At 63.0% G+C, this 17,681-nt stretch carries 14 protein-coding genes; 8 read left to right on the forward strand and 6 right to left on the reverse strand.

The features are described from left to right. Positions 1 to 66: 66 nt before the first annotated feature. Positions 67 to 801, reverse strand: coding sequence for a phosphoadenylyl-sulfate reductase (locus tag PQT43_RS23260; protein ID WP_102863863.1), 735 nt, complete (start codon positions 799 to 801; stop codon positions 67 to 69). Positions 802 to 976: 175 nt separating this feature from the next. Here PQT43_RS23260 and thrH point away from each other — a divergent pair, with 175 nt between their 5' ends. Further along, complete coding sequence (gene thrH / locus PQT43_RS23265) at positions 977 to 1,594, forward strand: bifunctional phosphoserine phosphatase/homoserine phosphotransferase ThrH (protein WP_102863862.1); 618 nt, start codon at positions 977 to 979, stop codon at positions 1,592 to 1,594. Between the two features lie 114 nt (positions 1,595 to 1,708). Here thrH and pabB read toward each other — a convergent pair whose 3' ends face one another. The 4 genes from pabB to rloA form a co-directional block, all read right to left on the reverse strand. Next, the gene (pabB, locus tag PQT43_RS23270; protein WP_123392244.1) at positions 1,709 to 3,052 is read right to left on the reverse strand and encodes an aminodeoxychorismate synthase component I; all 1,344 of its coding nucleotides are present in this window, start codon (positions 3,050 to 3,052) and stop codon (positions 1,709 to 1,711) included. A gap of 163 nt (positions 3,053 to 3,215) precedes the next feature. After that, positions 3,216 to 4,202 (reverse strand): alpha-L-glutamate ligase-like protein, encoded by a 987-nt coding sequence (locus tag PQT43_RS23275; protein ID WP_102878964.1) that lies wholly within the window; start codon positions 4,200 to 4,202, stop codon positions 3,216 to 3,218. Continuing rightward, positions 4,202 to 5,734 carry an osmotic stress tolerance membrane protein RloB gene (rloB, locus tag PQT43_RS23280; RefSeq protein ID WP_102863860.1) on the reverse strand — a complete coding sequence of 511 codons (1,533 nt, stop codon included), beginning with the start codon at positions 5,732 to 5,734 and terminating at the stop codon, positions 4,202 to 4,204. The genes PQT43_RS23275 and rloB overlap by 1 nt, the downstream gene beginning before the upstream one ends. A 5-nt stretch (positions 5,735 to 5,739) precedes the next feature. Beyond that, complete coding sequence (gene rloA / locus PQT43_RS23285) at positions 5,740 to 6,276, reverse strand: retropepsin-like aspartic peptidase RloA (protein ID WP_102863859.1); 537 nt, start codon at positions 6,274 to 6,276, stop codon at positions 5,740 to 5,742. 267 nt (positions 6,277 to 6,543) lie between these two features. On the opposite strand from rloA, the gene PQT43_RS23290 reads away from it, so the two are divergent. The 6 genes from PQT43_RS23290 to prpD all read left to right on the forward strand — a co-directional run bounded on the left by PQT43_RS23290 (position 6,544) and on the right by prpD (position 15,051). Beyond that, the gene (locus PQT43_RS23290) at positions 6,544 to 7,266 is read left to right on the forward strand and encodes a GntR family transcriptional regulator (RefSeq protein WP_102863858.1); all 723 of its coding nucleotides are present in this window, start codon (positions 6,544 to 6,546) and stop codon (positions 7,264 to 7,266) included. Next, a complete protein-coding gene (gene prpB, locus PQT43_RS23295) occupies positions 7,263 to 8,156 on the forward strand; it encodes a methylisocitrate lyase (RefSeq protein WP_102863857.1) in 894 nt (297 codons plus the stop codon). Before PQT43_RS23290 ends, prpB begins: the two co-directional genes overlap by 4 nt. Before the next feature lie 69 nt (positions 8,157 to 8,225). Further along, positions 8,226 to 9,353 carry a bifunctional 2-methylcitrate synthase/citrate synthase gene (prpC, locus tag PQT43_RS23300; RefSeq protein WP_102878965.1) on the forward strand — a complete coding sequence of 376 codons (1,128 nt, stop codon included), beginning with the start codon at positions 8,226 to 8,228 and terminating at the stop codon, positions 9,351 to 9,353. Positions 9,354 to 9,555: 202 nt separating this feature from the next. Next, the gene (gene acnD, locus PQT43_RS23305) at positions 9,556 to 12,150 is read left to right on the forward strand and encodes a Fe/S-dependent 2-methylisocitrate dehydratase AcnD (RefSeq protein WP_272754718.1); all 2,595 of its coding nucleotides are present in this window, start codon (positions 9,556 to 9,558) and stop codon (positions 12,148 to 12,150) included. A 61-nt stretch (positions 12,151 to 12,211) separates the two neighbouring features. Further along, entirely contained in the window at positions 12,212 to 13,402 is a 1,191-nt protein-coding gene (prpF, locus tag PQT43_RS23310) for a 2-methylaconitate cis-trans isomerase PrpF (protein ID WP_272754719.1), read from the forward strand. A 164-nt stretch (positions 13,403 to 13,566) separates the two neighbouring features. Continuing rightward, positions 13,567 to 15,051 (forward strand): 2-methylcitrate dehydratase, encoded by a 1,485-nt coding sequence (gene prpD / locus PQT43_RS23315; RefSeq protein WP_272754720.1) that lies wholly within the window; start codon positions 13,567 to 13,569, stop codon positions 15,049 to 15,051. A 124-nt stretch (positions 15,052 to 15,175) separates the two neighbouring features. On the opposite strand, the gene PQT43_RS23320 is transcribed toward prpD, so the two are convergent. Then, positions 15,176 to 16,129, reverse strand: coding sequence for a DMT family transporter (locus PQT43_RS23320; protein ID WP_272754721.1), 954 nt, complete (start codon positions 16,127 to 16,129; stop codon positions 15,176 to 15,178). 93 nt (positions 16,130 to 16,222) lie between these two features. Between PQT43_RS23320 and PQT43_RS23325 the strand changes: the two genes are divergently transcribed. Then, positions 16,223 to 17,647: an aminotransferase-like domain-containing protein gene (locus PQT43_RS23325; protein ID WP_253084497.1), complete on the forward strand. Its 1,425-nt coding sequence runs from the start codon at positions 16,223 to 16,225 to the stop codon at positions 17,645 to 17,647. The last annotated feature ends 34 nt before the right edge of the window (positions 17,648 to 17,681 follow it).

Here is a 17,681-nt window from a genome sequence, read left to right on the forward strand (position 1 = left end):
GGCGAACGCGTCCTCAGGCCGAGGGGCTTTCGCCGGCAAGCCGGTTCCAGGGGAGAAGGGGGAGGGTCAGGCTTTGCTGATGAGGTTGCCGGCGTGCAGGCCGCATTCCTTCTGGGTGGCTTCTTCCCACCACCAGCGGCCTTCGCGCTCGTGCTGGTTGGGCAGTACCGGGCGGGTGCAGGGCTCGCAGCCGATGCTGATGAAGCCGCGCTCATGCAGGCTGTTGTACGGCAGTTCGAGCATGCGGATGTAGCCCCAGATCTCTTCGCTGCTCATCTGCGCCAGCGGGTTGAACTTGTACAGGGGGCGTTCCGGGGTGGAGAAGGCGCTGTCGATCTCCAGCACCGCCACCTGGCTGCGGGTGCCCGGGCTCTGGTCGCGGCGCTGGCCGGTGGCCCAGGCGCTGACGGTGGACAGTTTGCGTCGCAGCGGTTCGATCTTGCGGATGCCGCAGCATTCGCCGTGGCCGTCCTTGTAGAAGCTGAACAGGCCCTTTTCCTTGACGAAGGGTTCGAGCTTGCTGTGGTCCGGCGAGATCAGTTCGATGTCGATTTTGTAGTGTTCGCGCACCTGATCGATGAAACGGTAGGTTTCCGGGTGCAGGCGCCCGGTGTCCAGGCTGAACACCTTGACGTTCTTGTTGAGCTTCCAGGCCATGTCCACCAGCACCACATCCTCGGCGCCGCTGAAGGAGATCCACAGGTCGTCACCGAACTGGGCGAAGGCCAGCTTGAGAATGTCCTGGGCGGATTTGTTGGCATAGGTCGCGGCGAGTTCAGCGACGTCGAACGATGGGGTCATCAGGGCGGTTTCCTACAGGTCGGTGGCGCTGTGCGCTCTATAGGGGGGCGATCTTAACAAAATCCACGCGGCCCTGGCGCGCTCCTCTGCGTTGCGCCTGCGCAGGCGAATCGCTAGAGTTCGGCAGTCCTTTTGCTCGCTCAACTTCAATAATCAGAACCAATGGGAGTGTCTTGTGGAAATTGCCTGTCTCGATCTGGAAGGTGTCTTGGTCCCGGAAATCTGGATCGCCTTTGCCGAAAAAACCGGGATTGAATCCCTCAAGGCAACCACTCGGGATATTCCCGACTACGACGTATTGATGAAGCAGCGCCTGCGGATTCTCGACGAGCACGGCCTGAAGTTGTCCGACATCCAGGAAGTGATCGCCACCCTCAAGCCCCTGGACGGCGCGGTGGAGTTCGTCAACTGGCTGCGCGAACGCTTCCAGGTGGTGATCCTCTCCGACACCTTCTATGAGTTTTCCCAGCCCTTGATGCGCCAGCTGGGTTTCCCGACCTTGCTGTGTCACCGCCTGATCACCGATGACGCTGGTCGAGTGACCGGTTACCAGCTGCGCCAGAAGGACCCCAAGCGTCAATCGGTGCTGGCCTTCAAGAGCCTGTACTACCGAGTGATCGCGGCGGGGGATTCCTACAACGACACGACCATGCTCGGCGAGGCCGATGCCGGCATCCTGTTCCATGCCCCGGACAACGTGATCCGCGAGTTCCCGCAGTTCCCCGCGGTGCACAGTTTTGCCGAGCTGAAGCAGGAGTTCATCAAGGCTTCCAACCGCACCTTGAGCCTGTAAGCAGCACCTGTAGTCACTGCCGCAGGCTGCGATCGACTCCGAAGCAGGCGTCGCTCTTGAGGTCTTGAAGCCCCTGCGGGGCTTGTCGCAGCCTGCGGCAGCGGCTACAGGGGTTCAGAGCCCCTGCAGCGTTTCCAGCAGCACCCGCACCTTGGTGATGGATTCCTGGTACTCCGCCTGCCAGTCCGAATCCGCGACGATTCCGCCACCGCCCCAGCAACAGATCTGCCCGTCCTTGGCCAACAGGCTGCGGATGGCGATCGAGCTGTCCATTTCCCCACGCACGTCCAGGTACAGCAGCGAGCCGCAGTACAGCGCCCGTCGCGTGGGCTCCAGTTCGTCGATGATCTGCATCGAGCGGATCTTCGGCGCGCCGGTGATCGAGCCGCCGGGGAAGCTGCCGGCGATCAGGTCCAGGGCGTCCTTGTCGTGCGCCAGCTCGCCGGTCACGCTGCTCACCAGATGGTGCACGTTGGGGTAGCTTTCCAGGCTGAACAGCTCCGGCACGCGCACCGAGCCGGTGCGGCAAGTGCGCCCCAGGTCGTTGCGCAGCAGGTCGACGATCATCAGGTTTTCCGCGCGGTCCTTGGGGCTGGCCAGCAGCTCGGCGGCGTTGGCGGCGTCTTCTGCGGCGTCCCGGCCCCGGGGACGAGTGCCCTTGATCGGCCGGGTTTCCACCCGGCCCTGGCTGACATGAACGAAGCGCTCCGGCGACAGGCTGAGCACCGCGCCACCGTCCGGCAGGCGCTGAAAGCCGGAGAAGGGCGTCGGACAGGCCGCGCGCAACGCGCAGTAGGCGACCCAGGGATCGCCCTGGTACTGGCCGCGAAAGCGCTGGGCGAAGTTCACCTGATAGCAGTCGCCGGCCTGGATGTAGTGCTGGATGCGCTGGAAGGCCTGGCGGTAATCCTCGGCGCTCAGATCAGGCTGCATGGCGCTGGTCAGCTTGAATGCCGACTGCGACGCGGGCAGTGGCTGGTTGAACAGCTGGATCAGGCGCTGGCGTTCGGCGGTGTCCAGGCTGGGGTGGAACAGCAGTTGGCTGGTGCCCGTCTGGTGGTCATTGATCAGCGCCCAGCCATACAGGCCAAAGCGCGCGTCCGGTAGGTGCAGGTCATCCTGGGCCAGGTTCGGCAGGCGTTCCAGGTGGCGGCCGAAGTCGTAGCTGAGGTAGCCGATCAGGCCGCCGGCGAAGGGCAATTCATAGGGCGCCGGGACCTCGGCCGGGCCCAGTTGCTGCAGGTTGTGCCGCAGACGCTGGAGGAAGTCGCCGCCACTTTCGTCGGCGGCCACCGTCAGCTCGGCCAGCGGCCAGGCACTGAGCAGGTCATAGCGACCGCGCTCGGCAGCGGGCCGGCCGCTGTCCAGCAGCACGGCACCGGGGGCGTGTTCGATTGCCGCGAAATACTCGGCGGGGTTGGCGCGATAAGGAAGCGGGTGTACGGAACAGGTCAACATGCGGGGCAAATCAGCCATCGGAGCGCGGTTGGCGATTGTATGCCTGTGCAGGAATTGCTCCTAGAGGGTATGTCGGCGATTGCCTGATTCAGGGCGCATTCACCGACCTGTAGCCGCTGCCGCAGGCTGCGAAAATTGCCTTCGCACCCCGCGGCAGCCGTTATCAGCCTTCCACCGGCGGAATGTGGCCGAACAGCTCCTGGGCGAAGCGCACCCGCTCTTCGACGGTTTCCTCGATGCCCCGGGCCTTGAGTTGCTCAAGGTGGGCTTCAATAGCGTGGGTACGCTGGGTCAGGCCGCAGTCGTTGGCGATCTGGATATTCAGCCCGGGCCGGGCGTTGAGCTCGAGAATCAGCGGGCCCTTGTCCTGGTCCAGCACCATGTCCACGCCGATGTAGCCCAGGCCACAGAGCTCGTAGCAGCCGGCTGCCAGCTTCATGAAACCGTCCCAGTAGGGCAGTTGCACACCGTCCACGGCGTTGGTGGTATCCGGGTGCTTGGTGATGATGTTGTTCAGCCAGGTGCCGCGCAGAGTCAGGCCGGTAGCCAGATCGACACCGACGCCAATGGCGCCCTGGTGCAGGTTGGCCTTGCCCCCGGACTGGCGGGTTGGCAGGCGCAGCATGGCCATCACCGGGTAGCCCATGAGCACGATGATGCGGATGTCCGGCACGCCTTCGTAGCTGATGCTCTTGAAGATCTGGTCCGGGGTCACCCGGTACTCGATCAGTGCCCGGTCGCGGTGGCCGCCCAGGGAATACAGGCCGGTGAGGATGCTGGAGATCTGATGCTCGATCTCCTCATGGCTGATGATCTTCCCGGAGACGGTGCGGTAACGGCCTTCGAAGCGGTCGGCGATCACCAGGATGCCGTCACCACCGGCGCCTTGCGCCGGCTTGATCACGAAGTCGTTGCGCCCACCGATGATCTCGTCGAGCTTGTCGATTTCCTTCTCGGTGGAGATCACCCCGTACAGTTCCGGCACATGGATGCCGGCCTTGATCGCCCGCTCCTTGGTGATGATCTTGTCATCGACGATGGGGTACAGGCTGCGCTTGTTGTACTTGAGCACGTAGTCGGCATTACGCCGGTTGATGCCCATGATTCCCCGCGCTTCCAGGGCTTTCCAGGTTTTCCACAGGCCGAACATCAGGAGTCAGCCTTGACGAAGGCTTTGAAACGCACGAGCTCCGTCAGGCGGTAGCCGCGGTAGCGACCCATCGCCAGCATGAAGCCCACCAGGATCAGCAGCATCGCCGGGAAGGTGAAGACGAAGTACGTCAGCTCCGGCACGCTCATGATCAGGTGCGCCAGGGACGCGGCAAACAGGGTGCCAATGGCGACTTTCATCGCGTGGCCGCCGCCACGTTCTTCCCAGGTGATGGACAGGCGTTCGATGGTCATGGTCAGGATCACCATCGGGAACAGTGCCACCGACAGCCCGCGCTCCAGGCCCAGCTTGTGGCTGAACAGGCTGATGGCGGCGATCAGCACCACGACGAAGGTCAGCACCACCGACAGCCGCGGCAGCATCTGCAACTTCAAGTGTTCCAGGTACGAGCGCAAGGACAGGCCCAGCGCGGTAATCACCGTGAACAGCACGATACCGAAGCCCAGCTGGGTCTCGCGGAATGCCAGGGCGATCAGCACCGGGGTGAAGGTGCCCAGGGTCTGCAGGCCGATCAGGTTGCGCAACACCAGGATCACCAGCACGCCGATGGGGATCATCACCATGATCATGAAGGTCTGCTGGGTCTGCAGCGGCAGGCCGTACAGCGAGTATTCGAGGAAGTTGGCGTCGGTGTTCTCGTCGGTCAGCTTGGCCAGGCGAATGGCGTTCATTTCGCTGTTGTTGAGGCTGAAGGTGACGTTGGCCTTCTTGCCGCCATCGACGGTGATCAGGTTGTCATCGCCGGTCCACCACAGCAGGCGGTCGCTGGGCATGCCCTGCTCGCCGGTTTCCGGGTTGAAGTACAGCCAGTCGGTGCCGTTGAAGCTGCGCAGCCAGAGTTCCGGGGTCTGCGGCTGATCGGCCACCAGGCGGATGGTGTGGACCTTCTCCATCGGCACGTGGGCGATGGACAGCAGCAGCTCGACGATCCTGGCCTTGTTGGCGCTGGAGGGGTCGCCGGCCAGCAGCAGCTTGGCGTTGTCGTCATTGGCGTTGTTGACGCGCTTGATGGCTTCGCTGATGAAGGTCTCGACGTCCGCCGAGTGCTGGCGGATTGGCGCCAGCAGGGCTTCGGCGGCGATCTTTTCCGCGCCTTCCACGGCCATGCTGTCGCGGAAGGTCGGGCCCTTGACCTTGGATTTCTCGGCGCTGTAGCGCTTGGTCAGCACCAGGCGGTAGTACAGGGTCTGGTTGCCCTTGGCCCGGCGTGCCGACCAGGTGACCTTGCGGTTGCCGTCGACGCGGTTGACCGCCACCCCGTAGTTGTTGGAAATGAAGCTCTCGTTGAGGCTCACGTAGTCGCGGCTCAGGGGCGGCACGAACATCTGGATCTTGATCGGGTCCTTGCCGTTGGCGACGAACTCGACCTTGGCGTCGATGTTCCACAGATCGTCGGTGGCGTCTTCGGTCACCGGAATGCCGAGCACGAAGATCTGATAGGCCGTGATCGAAATGCCCAGCACCACCAGGATGGCGATCAGGACTTTCAGATGAAGGGTAAGAGAGCGCATTGGAATTACTCTGCGGTATGAGCGTCGGTGGCGCAGGCGGGTTTGCCAGCAGCGTATTTAAGACTGGGGTCGACCAGCGCGTCGAAGCGTTTCAGCGCTTCGGAGCCAATCAGCAGCGGGTATTGGAAAGTGCTGCGGTCGGTCAGGTTCACTTCGATGCTGCGCAAGGCACTGCCCATGCAGACATCCAGAGCGATCACCGGACGCGCGGTGTAATTCTTGTCCTCATCGGGATCATAGTCGCCGGCGCGGCGCTTGATCTTGCTGACCCGGGCCAGGGGCCGTTCGATGGGGTGGGAATGGGCGGTGTCGATGGCCAGGTAGAAACGCACCCAGGACTCGCCATTGCGCTTGAAGCGCTTGATGTCGCGGGCACTTAAGGACGCAGTCTTGGCGCCGGTGTCGAGCTTGGCAGCAACTTCCAGGTCGATACCTGATAGATGCGCGTACTCGTTCAAACCGTAGACCGTCTTGCCGGCGGCGGCACTGAGACCGGGCAGGGCAGGCAGACAGAGGAGTAGGGGAAGGGCCTTGAGTCTCATAGATCCTGATGGGCTTGGGTTCTTCAGTTCAAGGCGACCGGCATTGCTGCGCAAGCTCCCTCGTATGCGTGTCATAAAAAGATGACAGGCCAATGCGGGCAGCATTCTAGCATGCTGGTTTTATGGCGCCAGCGTCGGGGGCGGGCCTTTTGTCTCGTCTGGGTGCAAAGGGTTATTAGACGATTGTCGACAATCTCAATTTTTCCTTTGACTGTTTAGGGGGTATTGGCTAGTTTTTGCCTCATTGATTTTAAAGGTGTCGACAATATGTTGGATCAACTGGAACATCCACTGCCGACACAGGACGATTCTGAGACCCTGTCCGAAAACGTCTTCCGGCGCATCCAGGCCGCCATCGTCAAGGGCGAGATCGCCCCGGGCAGCAAGATCTCCGAGCCTGAGCTGGCCCGAACCTACGGCATCAGTCGCGGCCCGCTGCGCGAAGCCATCCACCGCCTGGAAGGCCAGCGCCTGTTGGTGCGGGTGCCGCATGTCGGGGCCCGGGTGGTATCCCTGAGCCACGCCGAGCTGATCGAACTCTACGAAATTCGCGAATCCCTGGAGGGCATGGCCTGTCGCCTGGCGGCGGAGCGCATGACCAGCGAGGAAATCGACGAATTGCGCCGGGTGCTCGATACCCACGAGCGCGATGCGGCGTTCCAGGCCGGGGTCGGCTACTACCAGCAGGAAGGGGATTTCGACTTCCACTACCGGATCATCCAGGGCGCGGGCAACCGTACCCTCACGCAAATGCTCTGTGGCGAGCTGTATCAATTGGTGCGCATGTATCGCATCCAGTTCTCCGCGACCCCTAACCGCCCGCACCAGGCCTTTGCCGAACACCACCGGATTCTCGACGCCATTGCCGATCGCGACGGCGAACTGGCCGAGCTACTGATGCGCCGCCACATCGGCGCCTCGAAACGCAACATCGCGCGTCACTACCAGGACAGCGCCCATCAGACAGCCACTCCACGAGGTGAGTCATGAGTTCCAACAAGAGCACTCCAGGCCAGCGTTTCCGCGATGCGGTCGCCAGCGAACAGCCATTGCAAGTGGTGGGCACGATCAACGCCAACCACGCCCTGCTGGCCAAGCGCGCCGGCTTCAAGGCGATCTACCTGTCTGGCGGCGGGGTCGCCGCCGGTTCCCTCGGCGTGCCTGACCTGGGCATCACCGGCCTCGACGACGTCCTCACCGACGTGCGCCGCATCACCGACGTCTGCGACCTGCCACTGCTGGTGGACGTGGACACCGGTTTCGGTTCCTCGGCCTTCAACGTGGCCCGCACCGTCAAGTCGATGATCAAGTTCGGCGCGGCGGCGATCCACATCGAGGACCAGGTCGGCGCCAAGCGCTGCGGTCACCGTCCTAATAAAGAGATCGTGTCCCAGCAGGAAATGGTCGACCGCATCAAGGCCGCGGTGGATGCCCGCACCGACGACAGTTTCGTGATCATGGCGCGTACCGACGCCCTGGCGGTGGAAGGCCTGGAGTCGGCCCTGGAGCGCGCCGCGGCGTGCATCGAGGCCGGTGCCGACATGGTGTTCCCGGAAGCCATCACCGAGCTTGAGATGTACAAGATCTTCGCCGACCGGGTGAAAGCGCCGATCCTGGCCAACATCACCGAATTCGGCGCGACTCCGCTGTACACCACCGAACAGTTGAAATCCGTGGATGTTTCCCTGGTGCTGTACCCGCTGTCGGCGTTCCGTGCCATGAACAAGGCGGCGGAAAACGTCTACACCGCGATCCGTCGCGATGGCACCCAGCAGAACGTGATCGACACCATGCAGACCCGCATGGAGCTCTACGAGCGTATCGACTACCACAGCTTCGAGCAGAAGCTCGACGCGCTGTTCGCGCAGAAGAAAGGTTGATTCGCGAACCACGAACAAACCGTTGATGAAGTTGCCAAGTCCCTAACAAATTCAAGATTGGAGAGAGCAATGGCCGAAGCAAAAGTATTGAGTGGCGCAGGTCTGCGCGGACAGGTGGCCGGGCAAACCGCGCTGTCCACCGTGGGCCAGGCCGGTGCCGGGTTGACCTATCGCGGCTATGACGTGCGCGAACTGGCGGCCGATGCGCAGTTCGAGGAAGTGGCCTACCTGCTGTTGTACGGCGATCTGCCGACCCAGGAGCAACTGGCCGCTTACAGCGCCAAGCTGAGCAAGCTGCGGGACCTGCCTCAGGCGCTCAAGGAAGTGCTGGAGCGGATTCCGGCCCAGGCCCATCCGATGGACGTGATGCGTACGGGCTGCTCGTTCCTCGGCAATATCGAGCCGGAGGCGGACTTCTCCCAGCAGCATGACGTCACCGACCGTCTGCTGGCGGCTTTCCCGGCGATCATGTGCTACTGGTACCGCTTCAGCCACGAAGGCGTGCGCATCAGCTGTGTCAGCGACGAGCAGACCATCGGCGGCCACTTCCTGCACTTGTTGCACGGCAAGAAGCCCAGCGAGTTGCACGTCAAGGTGATGAACGTCTCGCTGATCCTTTACGCCGAGCACGAATTCAACGCTTCCACCTTCACCGCCCGGGTCTGTGCCTCGACTCTGTCGGACCTGTACTCGTGCATTACTGCAGCCATCGGTTCGCTGCGCGGCCCGCTGCACGGTGGTGCCAACGAGGCAGCCATGGAGCTGATCGAGCGCTTCCAGAGCCCCGAGGAGGCGACTGCCGAGTTGCTGCGGATGCTGGAGCGCAAGGACAAGATCATGGGCTTCGGTCACGCGATCTACAAAGACAACGACCCGCGCAACGAGGTGATCAAGGGCTGGTCGAAGAAGCTCGCCGACGAAGTGGGCGACAAGGTGCTGTTCCCGGTATCCGAAGCCATCGACAAGACCATGTGGGAGCAGAAGAAACTCTTCCCCAACGCCGACTTCTACCACGCCTCGGCGTACCACTTCATGGGCATCCCCACCAAGTTGTTCACGCCGATCTTCGTGTGTTCGCGCCTGACCGGCTGGGCTGCTCATGTGTTCGAACAGCGTGGCAACAACCGCATCATCCGTCCAAGCGCCGAGTACATCGGCGTTGAACAGCGCAAGTTCGTGCCAATCGAACGCCGCTGACCGGGAGGGCGCCGGCACTGTGGCTTGAATGAACCACAAACCTGTAGGAGCGAACTTGCTCGCCATAGCGATGGATCAGCCGACAGCCATGTCGGATCTGCTTCAGTCATCGCGAGCAAGCTCGCTCCGACAAGGGATAGAGGTCCATTCAACACGGTGCCAGGCGCTCCCTTTGAAACTACCGTGATCGAGTCCCCTGACCATGAACACTGAATTTCGCAAGACGCTGCCCGGCAGCCAGCTGGACTACTTCGACGCCCGCGCGGCGGTCGATGCGCTTCAGCCAGGCGCTTACGACAGCCTGCCCTATACCTCCCGCGTGCTGGCGGAGAACCTGGTGCGTCGCTGTGATCCGGCGACCCTCAAGGCGTCCCTGGGCCAGTTGATCGAACGTCGTGACGACCTGGACTTTCCCTGGTTCCCAGCCCGCGTGGTGTGCCATGACATCCTTGGCCAGACTGCGTTGGTGGACCTGGCCGGCCTACGCGACGCCATCGCCGACCAGGGCGGTGATCCGGCGCTGGTCAACCCGGTAGTGCCGACCCAGTTGATCGTCGACCACTCCCTGGCCGTGGAGTGCGGCGGCTTCGATCCGGACGCCTTCGACAAGAACCGCGCCATCGAAGACCGGCGCAACGAAGACCGTTTCCACTTCATCAACTGGACCAAAAAAGCCTTCAAGAACGTCGACGTGATCCCGCCGGGCAACGGCATCATGCACCAGATCAACCTGGAGAAAATGTCCCCGGTGATCCAGGTGCGCGACGGGGTGGCCTTCCCTGATACCTGCGTCGGCACCGACAGCCACACCCCGCACGTGGATGCCCTGGGGGTGATCGCCATCGGCGTGGGCGGCCTGGAAGCCGAGAACGTCATGCTCGGTCGCGCTTCGTGGATGCGCTTGCCGGAAATCATCGGTGTCGAGCTCACTGGCAAGTTGCAGCCCGGGATCACCGCCACCGACATGGTGCTGGCGCTGACCGAGTTCCTGCGCAAACAGAAAGTGGTGGGTGCCTGGCTGGAGTTCTTCGGCGCAGGCGCCGCGGCACTGACCCTGGGCGACCGCGCCACCATCTCCAACATGGCCCCGGAATACGGTGCCACCGCGGCGATGTTCTACATCGACCAGCAGACCATCGACTACCTCAAGCTCACCGGTCGTGAAGACGAACAAGTGCGTCTGGTAGAGAGCTACGCCAAGCACACTGGCCTGTGGGCCGACAGCCTGAAGAGCGCGCGTTACGAGCGCGGCCTGCAGTTCGACCTGTCGTCGGTGGTGCGCAACATGGCCGGGCCGAGCAACCCCCACGCGCGGGTCGCCACCAGCGACCTGGCGGCCAAGGGCATCGCCGGGCAGTGGTCCGAAGTGCCGGGGCAGATGCCCGACGGCGCGGTGATCATCGCCGCCATCACCAGTTGCACCAACACCAGCAACCCGCGCAACGTGATTGCTGCCGGCCTGCTGGCGCGCAATGCCAACAAGCTGGGGCTGACCCGCAAGCCGTGGGTCAAATCGTCCCTGGCTCCGGGTTCGAAAACCGTGGCCATGTACCTGGAAGAAGCCGGCCTGGGCCATGAACTGGAACAGCTGGGCTTTGGCGTGGTGGCTTTTGCCTGCACCACTTGCAACGGCATGTCCGGCGCCTTGGACCCGGTGATCCAGAAAGAGATCATTGATCGCGACCTGTACGCCACCGCCGTGCTCTCGGGTAACCGCAACTTCGACGGGCGTATCCACCCCTATGCCAAGCAGGCGTTCCTGGCTTCGCCGCCGCTGGTGGTGGCCTACGCGATTGCCGGCACCATCCGTTTCGATATCGAGAAGGACGTGCTGGGCCTGGACCCCAACGGCCGGGAAATCCGCCTCAAGGACATCTGGCCGAGCGACGAAGAAATCGACGCCGTGGTCAAGGCCGCGGTGAAGCCGGAGCAGTTCCGCAAGGTCTACATCCCGATGTTCGCCATCCACGAAGACACCGGCCCGAAAGTCGAGCCGCTGTACGACTGGCGTCCGCAGAGCACTTACATCCGCCGTCCGCCTTACTGGGAAGGGGCCCTGGCCGGGGAGCGCAGCCTCAAGGGCATGCGCCCGCTGGCGGTGCTGCCGGACAACATCACCACCGACCACCTGTCGCCGTCCAACGCCATCATGCTCGACAGTGCGGCCGGTGAGTACCTGGCGAAAATGGGCCTGCCGGAAGAGGACTTCAACTCCTACGCGACCCACCGTGGCGACCACCTGACCGCTCAGCGCGCGACCTTTGCCAACCCGAAACTGTTCAACGAAATGGTCGAGGAAAACGGCAAGGTCAAGCAGGGTTCCCTGGCGCGCATCGAGCCGGAAGGCAAGGTGACACGGATGTGGGAAGCCATCGAAACCTACATGCAGCGCAAGCAGCCGCTGATCATCATTGCCGGCGCCGACTATGGCCAGGGCTCGTCCCGCGACTGGGCGGCCAAGGGCGTGCGCCTGGCGGGTGTGGAGGCGATCGTCGCCGAAGGCTTCGAGCGCATCCACCGCACCAACCTGGTGGGCATGGGCGTGCTGCCCCTGGAGTTCCTGGCGGGCACCGACCGCAAGACCCTGGGCATCGATGGCACCGAAACCTACGACGTGATCGGCGAACGCACGCCACGGGCGCAGTTGACCCTGGTGATCAACCGCCGCAACGGCGAGCGGTTGGAGGTGCCGGTAACCTGCCGCCTCGACACCGCCGAAGAGGTGTCGATCTACGAGGCGGGCGGGGTGCTGCAACGCTTCGCCCAGGACTTCCTGGAATCGGCAGTCGCCAGCTAAATGACGTACCGGGGGCGGGCTGCAAGGCGCCGCCCCCGGTCTTTATCAGGACCAGAAATCCATGGCATTTGTAGCGCAAATCAAGATTCCGGCCACCTACATGCGTGGCGGCACCAGCAAGGGTGTGTTCTTCAACCTCAAGGACCTGCCCGAGGCCGCGCAGTTGCCGGGCGCGGCCCGCGATGCCCTGCTGCTGCGGGTGATCGGCAGCCCCGATCCCTATGACAAGCAGATCGACGGCATGGGCGGTGCCACCTCCAGCACCAGCAAGACGGTGATTCTGTCCAAGAGCATCAAGGCCGATCACGACGTCGACTACCTGTTCGGCCAGGTGGCCATCGACAAGGCCTTCGTCGACTGGAGCGGCAACTGCGGCAACCTCTCGGCGGCGGTGGGCTCCTTCGCCGTCAGCAGCGGCCTGGTGGACCCGGCGCGCATTCCGCAGAACGGCGTGGCGGTGGTGCGTATCTGGCAGGCCAATATCGGCAAGAGCATCATCGCCCACGTGCCGATCACCAACGGCGAGGTTCAGGAAACCGGTGATTTCGAGCTCGACGGCGTGACCTTCCCGGCGGCCGAAGTGCAGCTGGAATTCCTCGATCCGGCGGCCGAGGAAGAGGGCGCCGGTGGTTCGATGTTCCCCACCGGCAACCTGGTGGACGACTTGGAAGTCCCCGGTGTCGGCACCTTCAAGGCGACTTTGATCAATGCCGGGATTCCGACGATCTTCGTCAACGCGGCGGACATCGGTTATCGCGGCACCGAGCTGCAGGGCGACATCAATGGCGACCCCAAGGCCCTGGCGATGTTCGAGACCATCCGCGCCCACGGCGCCCTGCGCATGGGCCTGATTCAGCACCTGGACCAAGCCGCCCAGCGTCAGCACACGCCGAAAGTGGCCTTTGTGGCGCCGCCGGCGGATTACCAGGCTTCCAGCGGCAAGGCGATCAAGGCCGGTGACGTCGACCTGCTGGTGCGGGCCATGTCCATGGGCAAGCTGCATCACGCGATGATGGGCACCGCCGCGGTGGCCATCGGCACCGCGGCGGCGATTCCCGGGACCCTGGTCAATCTGGCGGCCGGTGGCGGCGCGCGCAGCGCGGTACGTTTTGGTCACCCTTCGGGCACCTTGCGCGTCGGCGCCGAAGCCACTCAAAGCGGCGGTGACTGGACGGTGGTCAAGGCCATCATGAGCCGCAGCGCCCGAGTACTGATGGAAGGCTGGGTGCGAGTGCCTGGCGACAGTTTCTAAGCAGAGCCACGCTGGCGTGGCGGTGGGGCTTGCTCCCTCGCCACCACCGCCAGTCGTGATGTTGTTATTGAATCGCTGAGCAGGCGCAGACCTGCGATGCCGTTATTGACCTGTACCTGAGGAATCACCGCCACCCACAACCTTGCAACAGGAGTGAAGCACTCATGAGCGCCAACGTTGACCTGAACAACCGTCCCGATTACGACCCGGTTTTGCAGGACATTGCCGACTATGTCCTGAACTACGTCATCGACTCCCGGGAAGCCCTCGATACCGCCCGCAATTGCCTGATGGATACCTTGGGCTGCGGCTTGCTGGCCCTGCGTTTCCCTGAATGCACCAAGCACCTGGGACCGATCGTCGAAGGCACGGTGGTGCCCTTCGGTGCCCGGGTTCCCGGCACCAGCTATCGCCTGGACCCGGTGAAGGCGGCCTGGGACATCGGCTGCATCGTGCGTTGGCTGGATTACAACGACACCTGGCTGGCGGCCGAATGGGGGCATCCCTCGGACAACCTCGGCGGCATTCTCGCGGTGGCCGACCATCTCTCGCAAAAGCGTGTGGCCAATGGTGAAGCGCCGTTGACCATGGGCGATGTGTTGCGAGCGATGGTCATGGCCCATGAGATCCAGGGAGTGATTGCCCTGGAAAACTCCTTCAACCGGGTCGGTCTCGATCATGTGCTGTTGGTAAAGGTTGCCTCCACAGCGGTCTGCGCCAAGTTGATGGGCGCCAACCGCGAGCAGTTGCTGGCGGCGCTGTCCCATGCCTTTGTCGACGGTCAGGCGCTGCGCACCTACCGTCATGCGCCGAATGCCGGTTCACGCAAATCCTGGGCGGCGGGCGATGCTTCAAGCCGTGGGGTGCGTCTGGCGGACATCGCCCTGCGTGGCGAGATGGGGATTCCCGGTGTCCTGACGGCGCCGCAATGGGGCTTCTATGACGTGCTGTTCAGTCACACCAACAAGGACCTGGCGTTGAAGCCCGAGGCGCAGCGCTGTTTCAGCCTGTCGCAGAAGTACGCCAGTTACGTGATGGAAAACGTCCTGTTCAAGATCAGCTTCCCAGCGGAGTTCCATGCGCAGACCGCCTGTGAAGCGGCGGTGACTTTGCATCCCCTGGTGCGCAATCGCTTGCCCGAGATCGACCGGATCGTCATCACCACCCATGAATCGGCGATCCGCATCATTTCCAAGGTCGGCCCCTTGGCCAATGCCGCCGATCGTGATCATTGCCTGCAATACATGACCGCTGTGCCCCTGGCGTTCGGCACCTTGGTGGCCGAGCACTACGAAGATGATTTCCACGCAGCGCATCCGATCATCGATCAGTTGCGGGGCAAGATGGAGATCGTCGAAGACCCGCGTTACACCCGTGAATACCTGGAGGCCGACAAGCGCTCCATCGCCAATGCCGTGCAGGTGTTCTTCAAGGACGGCTCCAGTACCGAGCAGGTGGCGGTGGAATATCCCATCGGTCACCGTCGTCGCCGCGCCGAAGGCATTCCATTGCTGGAGGACAAGTTCAAGGCCAATCTGGCCACGCGCTTCACCGCCCAGCGTTCGACGCAGATTTTCCAACTGTGCAAGGACCCGGCGCGCCTGGAGGCAACACCGGTGCATAGGTTCGTCGATTTGCTGGTGATCTGAGGCAACCTTCTCCCTTTGTAGGGACGAGTTTGCTCGCGATGAATGTCAGTGATGACACCGGTTCGCCGGGCGAACCCGGCGTTCCGATGGGGTTGGTGAGCAAACTCGCCGCTACTGAGTTCCTTTAGTCTTGGGCAGGTGTTCTGGACAGCCATTTATCCAATGGCAATTTGGTGATGGCAAAGCCGCCGAGCAGGGTGGCGGAGTACAGCAACAAGTCCCGGGACAGGCTCTGTCCTTCGTACCAGGCGCCGATGATCACCGCGAACACCGGGAAAATGATGAACACGAAGGACAGGATCACCGGGTTCAGTCGCTTGAGCAGGAAGAAGTAGACAATGAACCCGCCCACCGAAGCGGCCAGCCCCAGATACAGCAAGGCGCCCCAGGAGCGCGGGCTGATGGCGGCAAAGTCCGGTTGCTCAATCCCCAGCCCCGCCAGGCACAGCAGCAAACCGGCGATGCCGATTGGCAAGGTGTTGTAGGTGATGACACTGATGGCGCTGCCGTGTTTCTTGGTGACCACGTAGCACAGTGCATGCAGCAGCGCCGCGCCGAGAATCGCCAGTACCCCCGACAGTTCGTTGTGATCGCTGAGCAGGCCCTGGCCGCGGATGATCTGGAACAGGCTGGCGAAGCCGACAGCGATGCCCAGCAGTTGTGCCAGATGAATCTTCTCGCGCAACAGCAAGGCGGAAAAAATCAGGATGAACACCGGCATGCAGCTGAACAGCAGCGCGGTCAGGCCCGAGGAGACGTGGACCTCGCCGTAGTTGAGCAAGGTGTAGGGCAGGCTGAAGTAGCACAAGGTGACGAACAGCAAGAAACCCCGGCTGCCTTTGGGAAACATCAGTGGTTCGCGGCGCAGCCAGGCAAAGCAGGCGAACAGCGGGAAGGCGATCAGAAAGCGCAGCCCGGCGGCGGTCAGCGGCGGCACGCTCTCCACGGCAATCTTGATGCCCAGCCAGGTGGTGCCCCAGCTCAGGCAGACAATCAGGAACAGGGTGCAGGTCACCAGCGTGGCGAGCCACTGGCGCGATGGCACAGGCGTGGTAGGTGCTGCCGTGAGGGTGTTCACACTGACATTCCTTTCGTGATTGGCAATTGACCCCTATATTTGGCGAGTCATTTCCGGTGATTGAACCTGTAAAGCACGTTATTGGGGTAAATGATGGCTGTCAAAGTAAGTATTGACATGGTGTCAATGTTGCGTTCCGCGTTGCAGGAGGGCTCGGGGCCCAAGTACAAGCGGCTGGCAGAGGCCCTGGACCAGGGCATTGAGCAAGGCCTGCTGGCGCCCGGTAGCAAACTGTCTCCCCACCGGCTGCTGGCCGATCAACTGGGCGTGACCATCGGCACCATCAGCCGTGCCTATGCCGAGCTGGAGCGCCTGGGGCAGGTGGTGGCGCGAGTCGGTGATGGCACTTATGTGCGCCAGGACGGTTTGCAGCGTCAGCGTGATTCGGGGTTCCGCACTGTCGGAGACGAGTCGCCCGCGCTGTTCGACATGAGTCGCAATACCCATATCCCCGGTTCGGAGAGTCGTTACATCGCCCAGAGCCTGCGGGCGCTGGCGGAAGATCCCCAGGGGTTGCTGGAGGTGGCTCGCTACAGCCCGGAAGCCGGGCTGGCGCGCTATCGCGAGGCCGGCGCCCGCTGGTTGAGCCAAGAGGGATTGCAGGTTGATCCCCAGCAGGTCATTTGCGTCAACGGGGCGCAGCACGGCTTGCATGTCGCCTTGCTGGCGCTGCTCAAGGCCGGGGATACCCTGGCTACCGAACACCTGACCTATCCGGGTCTGATCAGCACTGCACGGATGCTGGGGATCAAGTTGCTGGGGTTGCCCATGGATGAGCAGGGGCTGTTGCCCGAGGCGCTGGAGGAGGCGTGCCGGCATCACCGGCTGGCGGCCTTGTATTGCACGCCGACCTTGCAGAATCCCAGCACGGCGGTGCAGTCCCCGACGCGGCGGGAGGCCATTGCCGAGGTCTGTCGGCGACACAATCTGTTGATTCTTGAAGACGAAACCCATGCCGTGCTGATGGATCGGCGCCCGGCGCCGTTGGCGCATTTTGCCCCGGAGCGCACGGTGCTGATCAGCAGCCTGAGCAAGGCTGTGGCGGCTGGGTTGCGGGTCGGCTTCGTGCATGGGCCGCAGCCTCTGGTGGGACGATTGGCCGCAGCGCTGCGGGCAACCTGCTGGATGGCCACGCCGTTAGCCCTGGAGCTGGCTGCCGGGTGGATCGACGACGGCATTGCCGAACGCCTGCGTCAGCAGCAAATGGCCGAGATCACTCGTCGCAAGGGGCTAGTGGCGGGTTTGCTGCAAGGGTTGGAGTGGCGCAGTCCGCAGGCATGCCCGCATTTCTGGATTCAGGTTCCCGAGCCCTGGCGGGCCTCGGAGATCGAAGCGCATCTGAAGCAGCAGCACTATCTGGTGGCCACGGCCGAGGCCTTTGCCGTAGGCCAGGCAGGGGTGCCGCAGTTCATTCGTGCCAGTGTCTGCAATACCACTGCCGATGATCGGAAACTGACTGAGGGTTTTGCTGCGCTGGCTGCGGCGTTAAGCCAGGAGCCTGGATTGCCGGGGTGGTGAGACGCTGAAGGCGGTGTGGATGTGGCAAGGGCGC

This window comes from Pseudomonas sp. BLCC-B112, from assembly GCF_028550695.1.
Lineage (GTDB): Bacteria > Pseudomonadota > Gammaproteobacteria > Pseudomonadales > Pseudomonadaceae > Aquipseudomonas > Aquipseudomonas danubii.

Excerpts from the sequence above, each read along its gene's own strand:
- PQT43_RS23260 (WP_102863863.1), bottom strand. The coding sequence starts at position 801 with ATGACCCCATCGTTCGACGTCGCTGAACTCGCCGCGACCTATGCCAAC.
- prpC (WP_102878965.1), top strand. The coding sequence starts at position 8,226 with ATGGCCGAAGCAAAAGTATTGAGTGGCGCAGGTCTGCGCGGACAGGTG.
- rloA (WP_102863859.1), bottom strand. The coding sequence starts at position 6,276 with ATGAGACTCAAGGCCCTTCCCCTACTCCTCTGTCTGCCTGCCCTGCCC.
- PQT43_RS23325 (WP_253084497.1), top strand. The coding sequence starts at position 16,223 with ATGGCTGTCAAAGTAAGTATTGACATGGTGTCAATGTTGCGTTCCGCG.
- PQT43_RS23290 (WP_102863858.1), top strand. The coding sequence starts at position 6,544 with ATGTTGGATCAACTGGAACATCCACTGCCGACACAGGACGATTCTGAG.
- acnD (WP_272754718.1), top strand. The coding sequence starts at position 9,556 with ATGAACACTGAATTTCGCAAGACGCTGCCCGGCAGCCAGCTGGACTAC.
- rloB (WP_102863860.1), bottom strand. The coding sequence starts at position 5,734 with ATGCGCTCTCTTACCCTTCATCTGAAAGTCCTGATCGCCATCCTGGTG.
- prpD (WP_272754720.1), top strand. The coding sequence starts at position 13,567 with ATGAGCGCCAACGTTGACCTGAACAACCGTCCCGATTACGACCCGGTT.
- prpF (WP_272754719.1), top strand. The coding sequence starts at position 12,212 with ATGGCATTTGTAGCGCAAATCAAGATTCCGGCCACCTACATGCGTGGC.
- prpB (WP_102863857.1), top strand. The coding sequence starts at position 7,263 with ATGAGTTCCAACAAGAGCACTCCAGGCCAGCGTTTCCGCGATGCGGTC.
- pabB (WP_123392244.1), bottom strand. The coding sequence starts at position 3,052 with ATGTTGACCTGTTCCGTACACCCGCTTCCTTATCGCGCCAACCCCGCC.
- PQT43_RS23275 (WP_102878964.1), bottom strand. The coding sequence starts at position 4,202 with ATGTTCGGCCTGTGGAAAACCTGGAAAGCCCTGGAAGCGCGGGGAATC.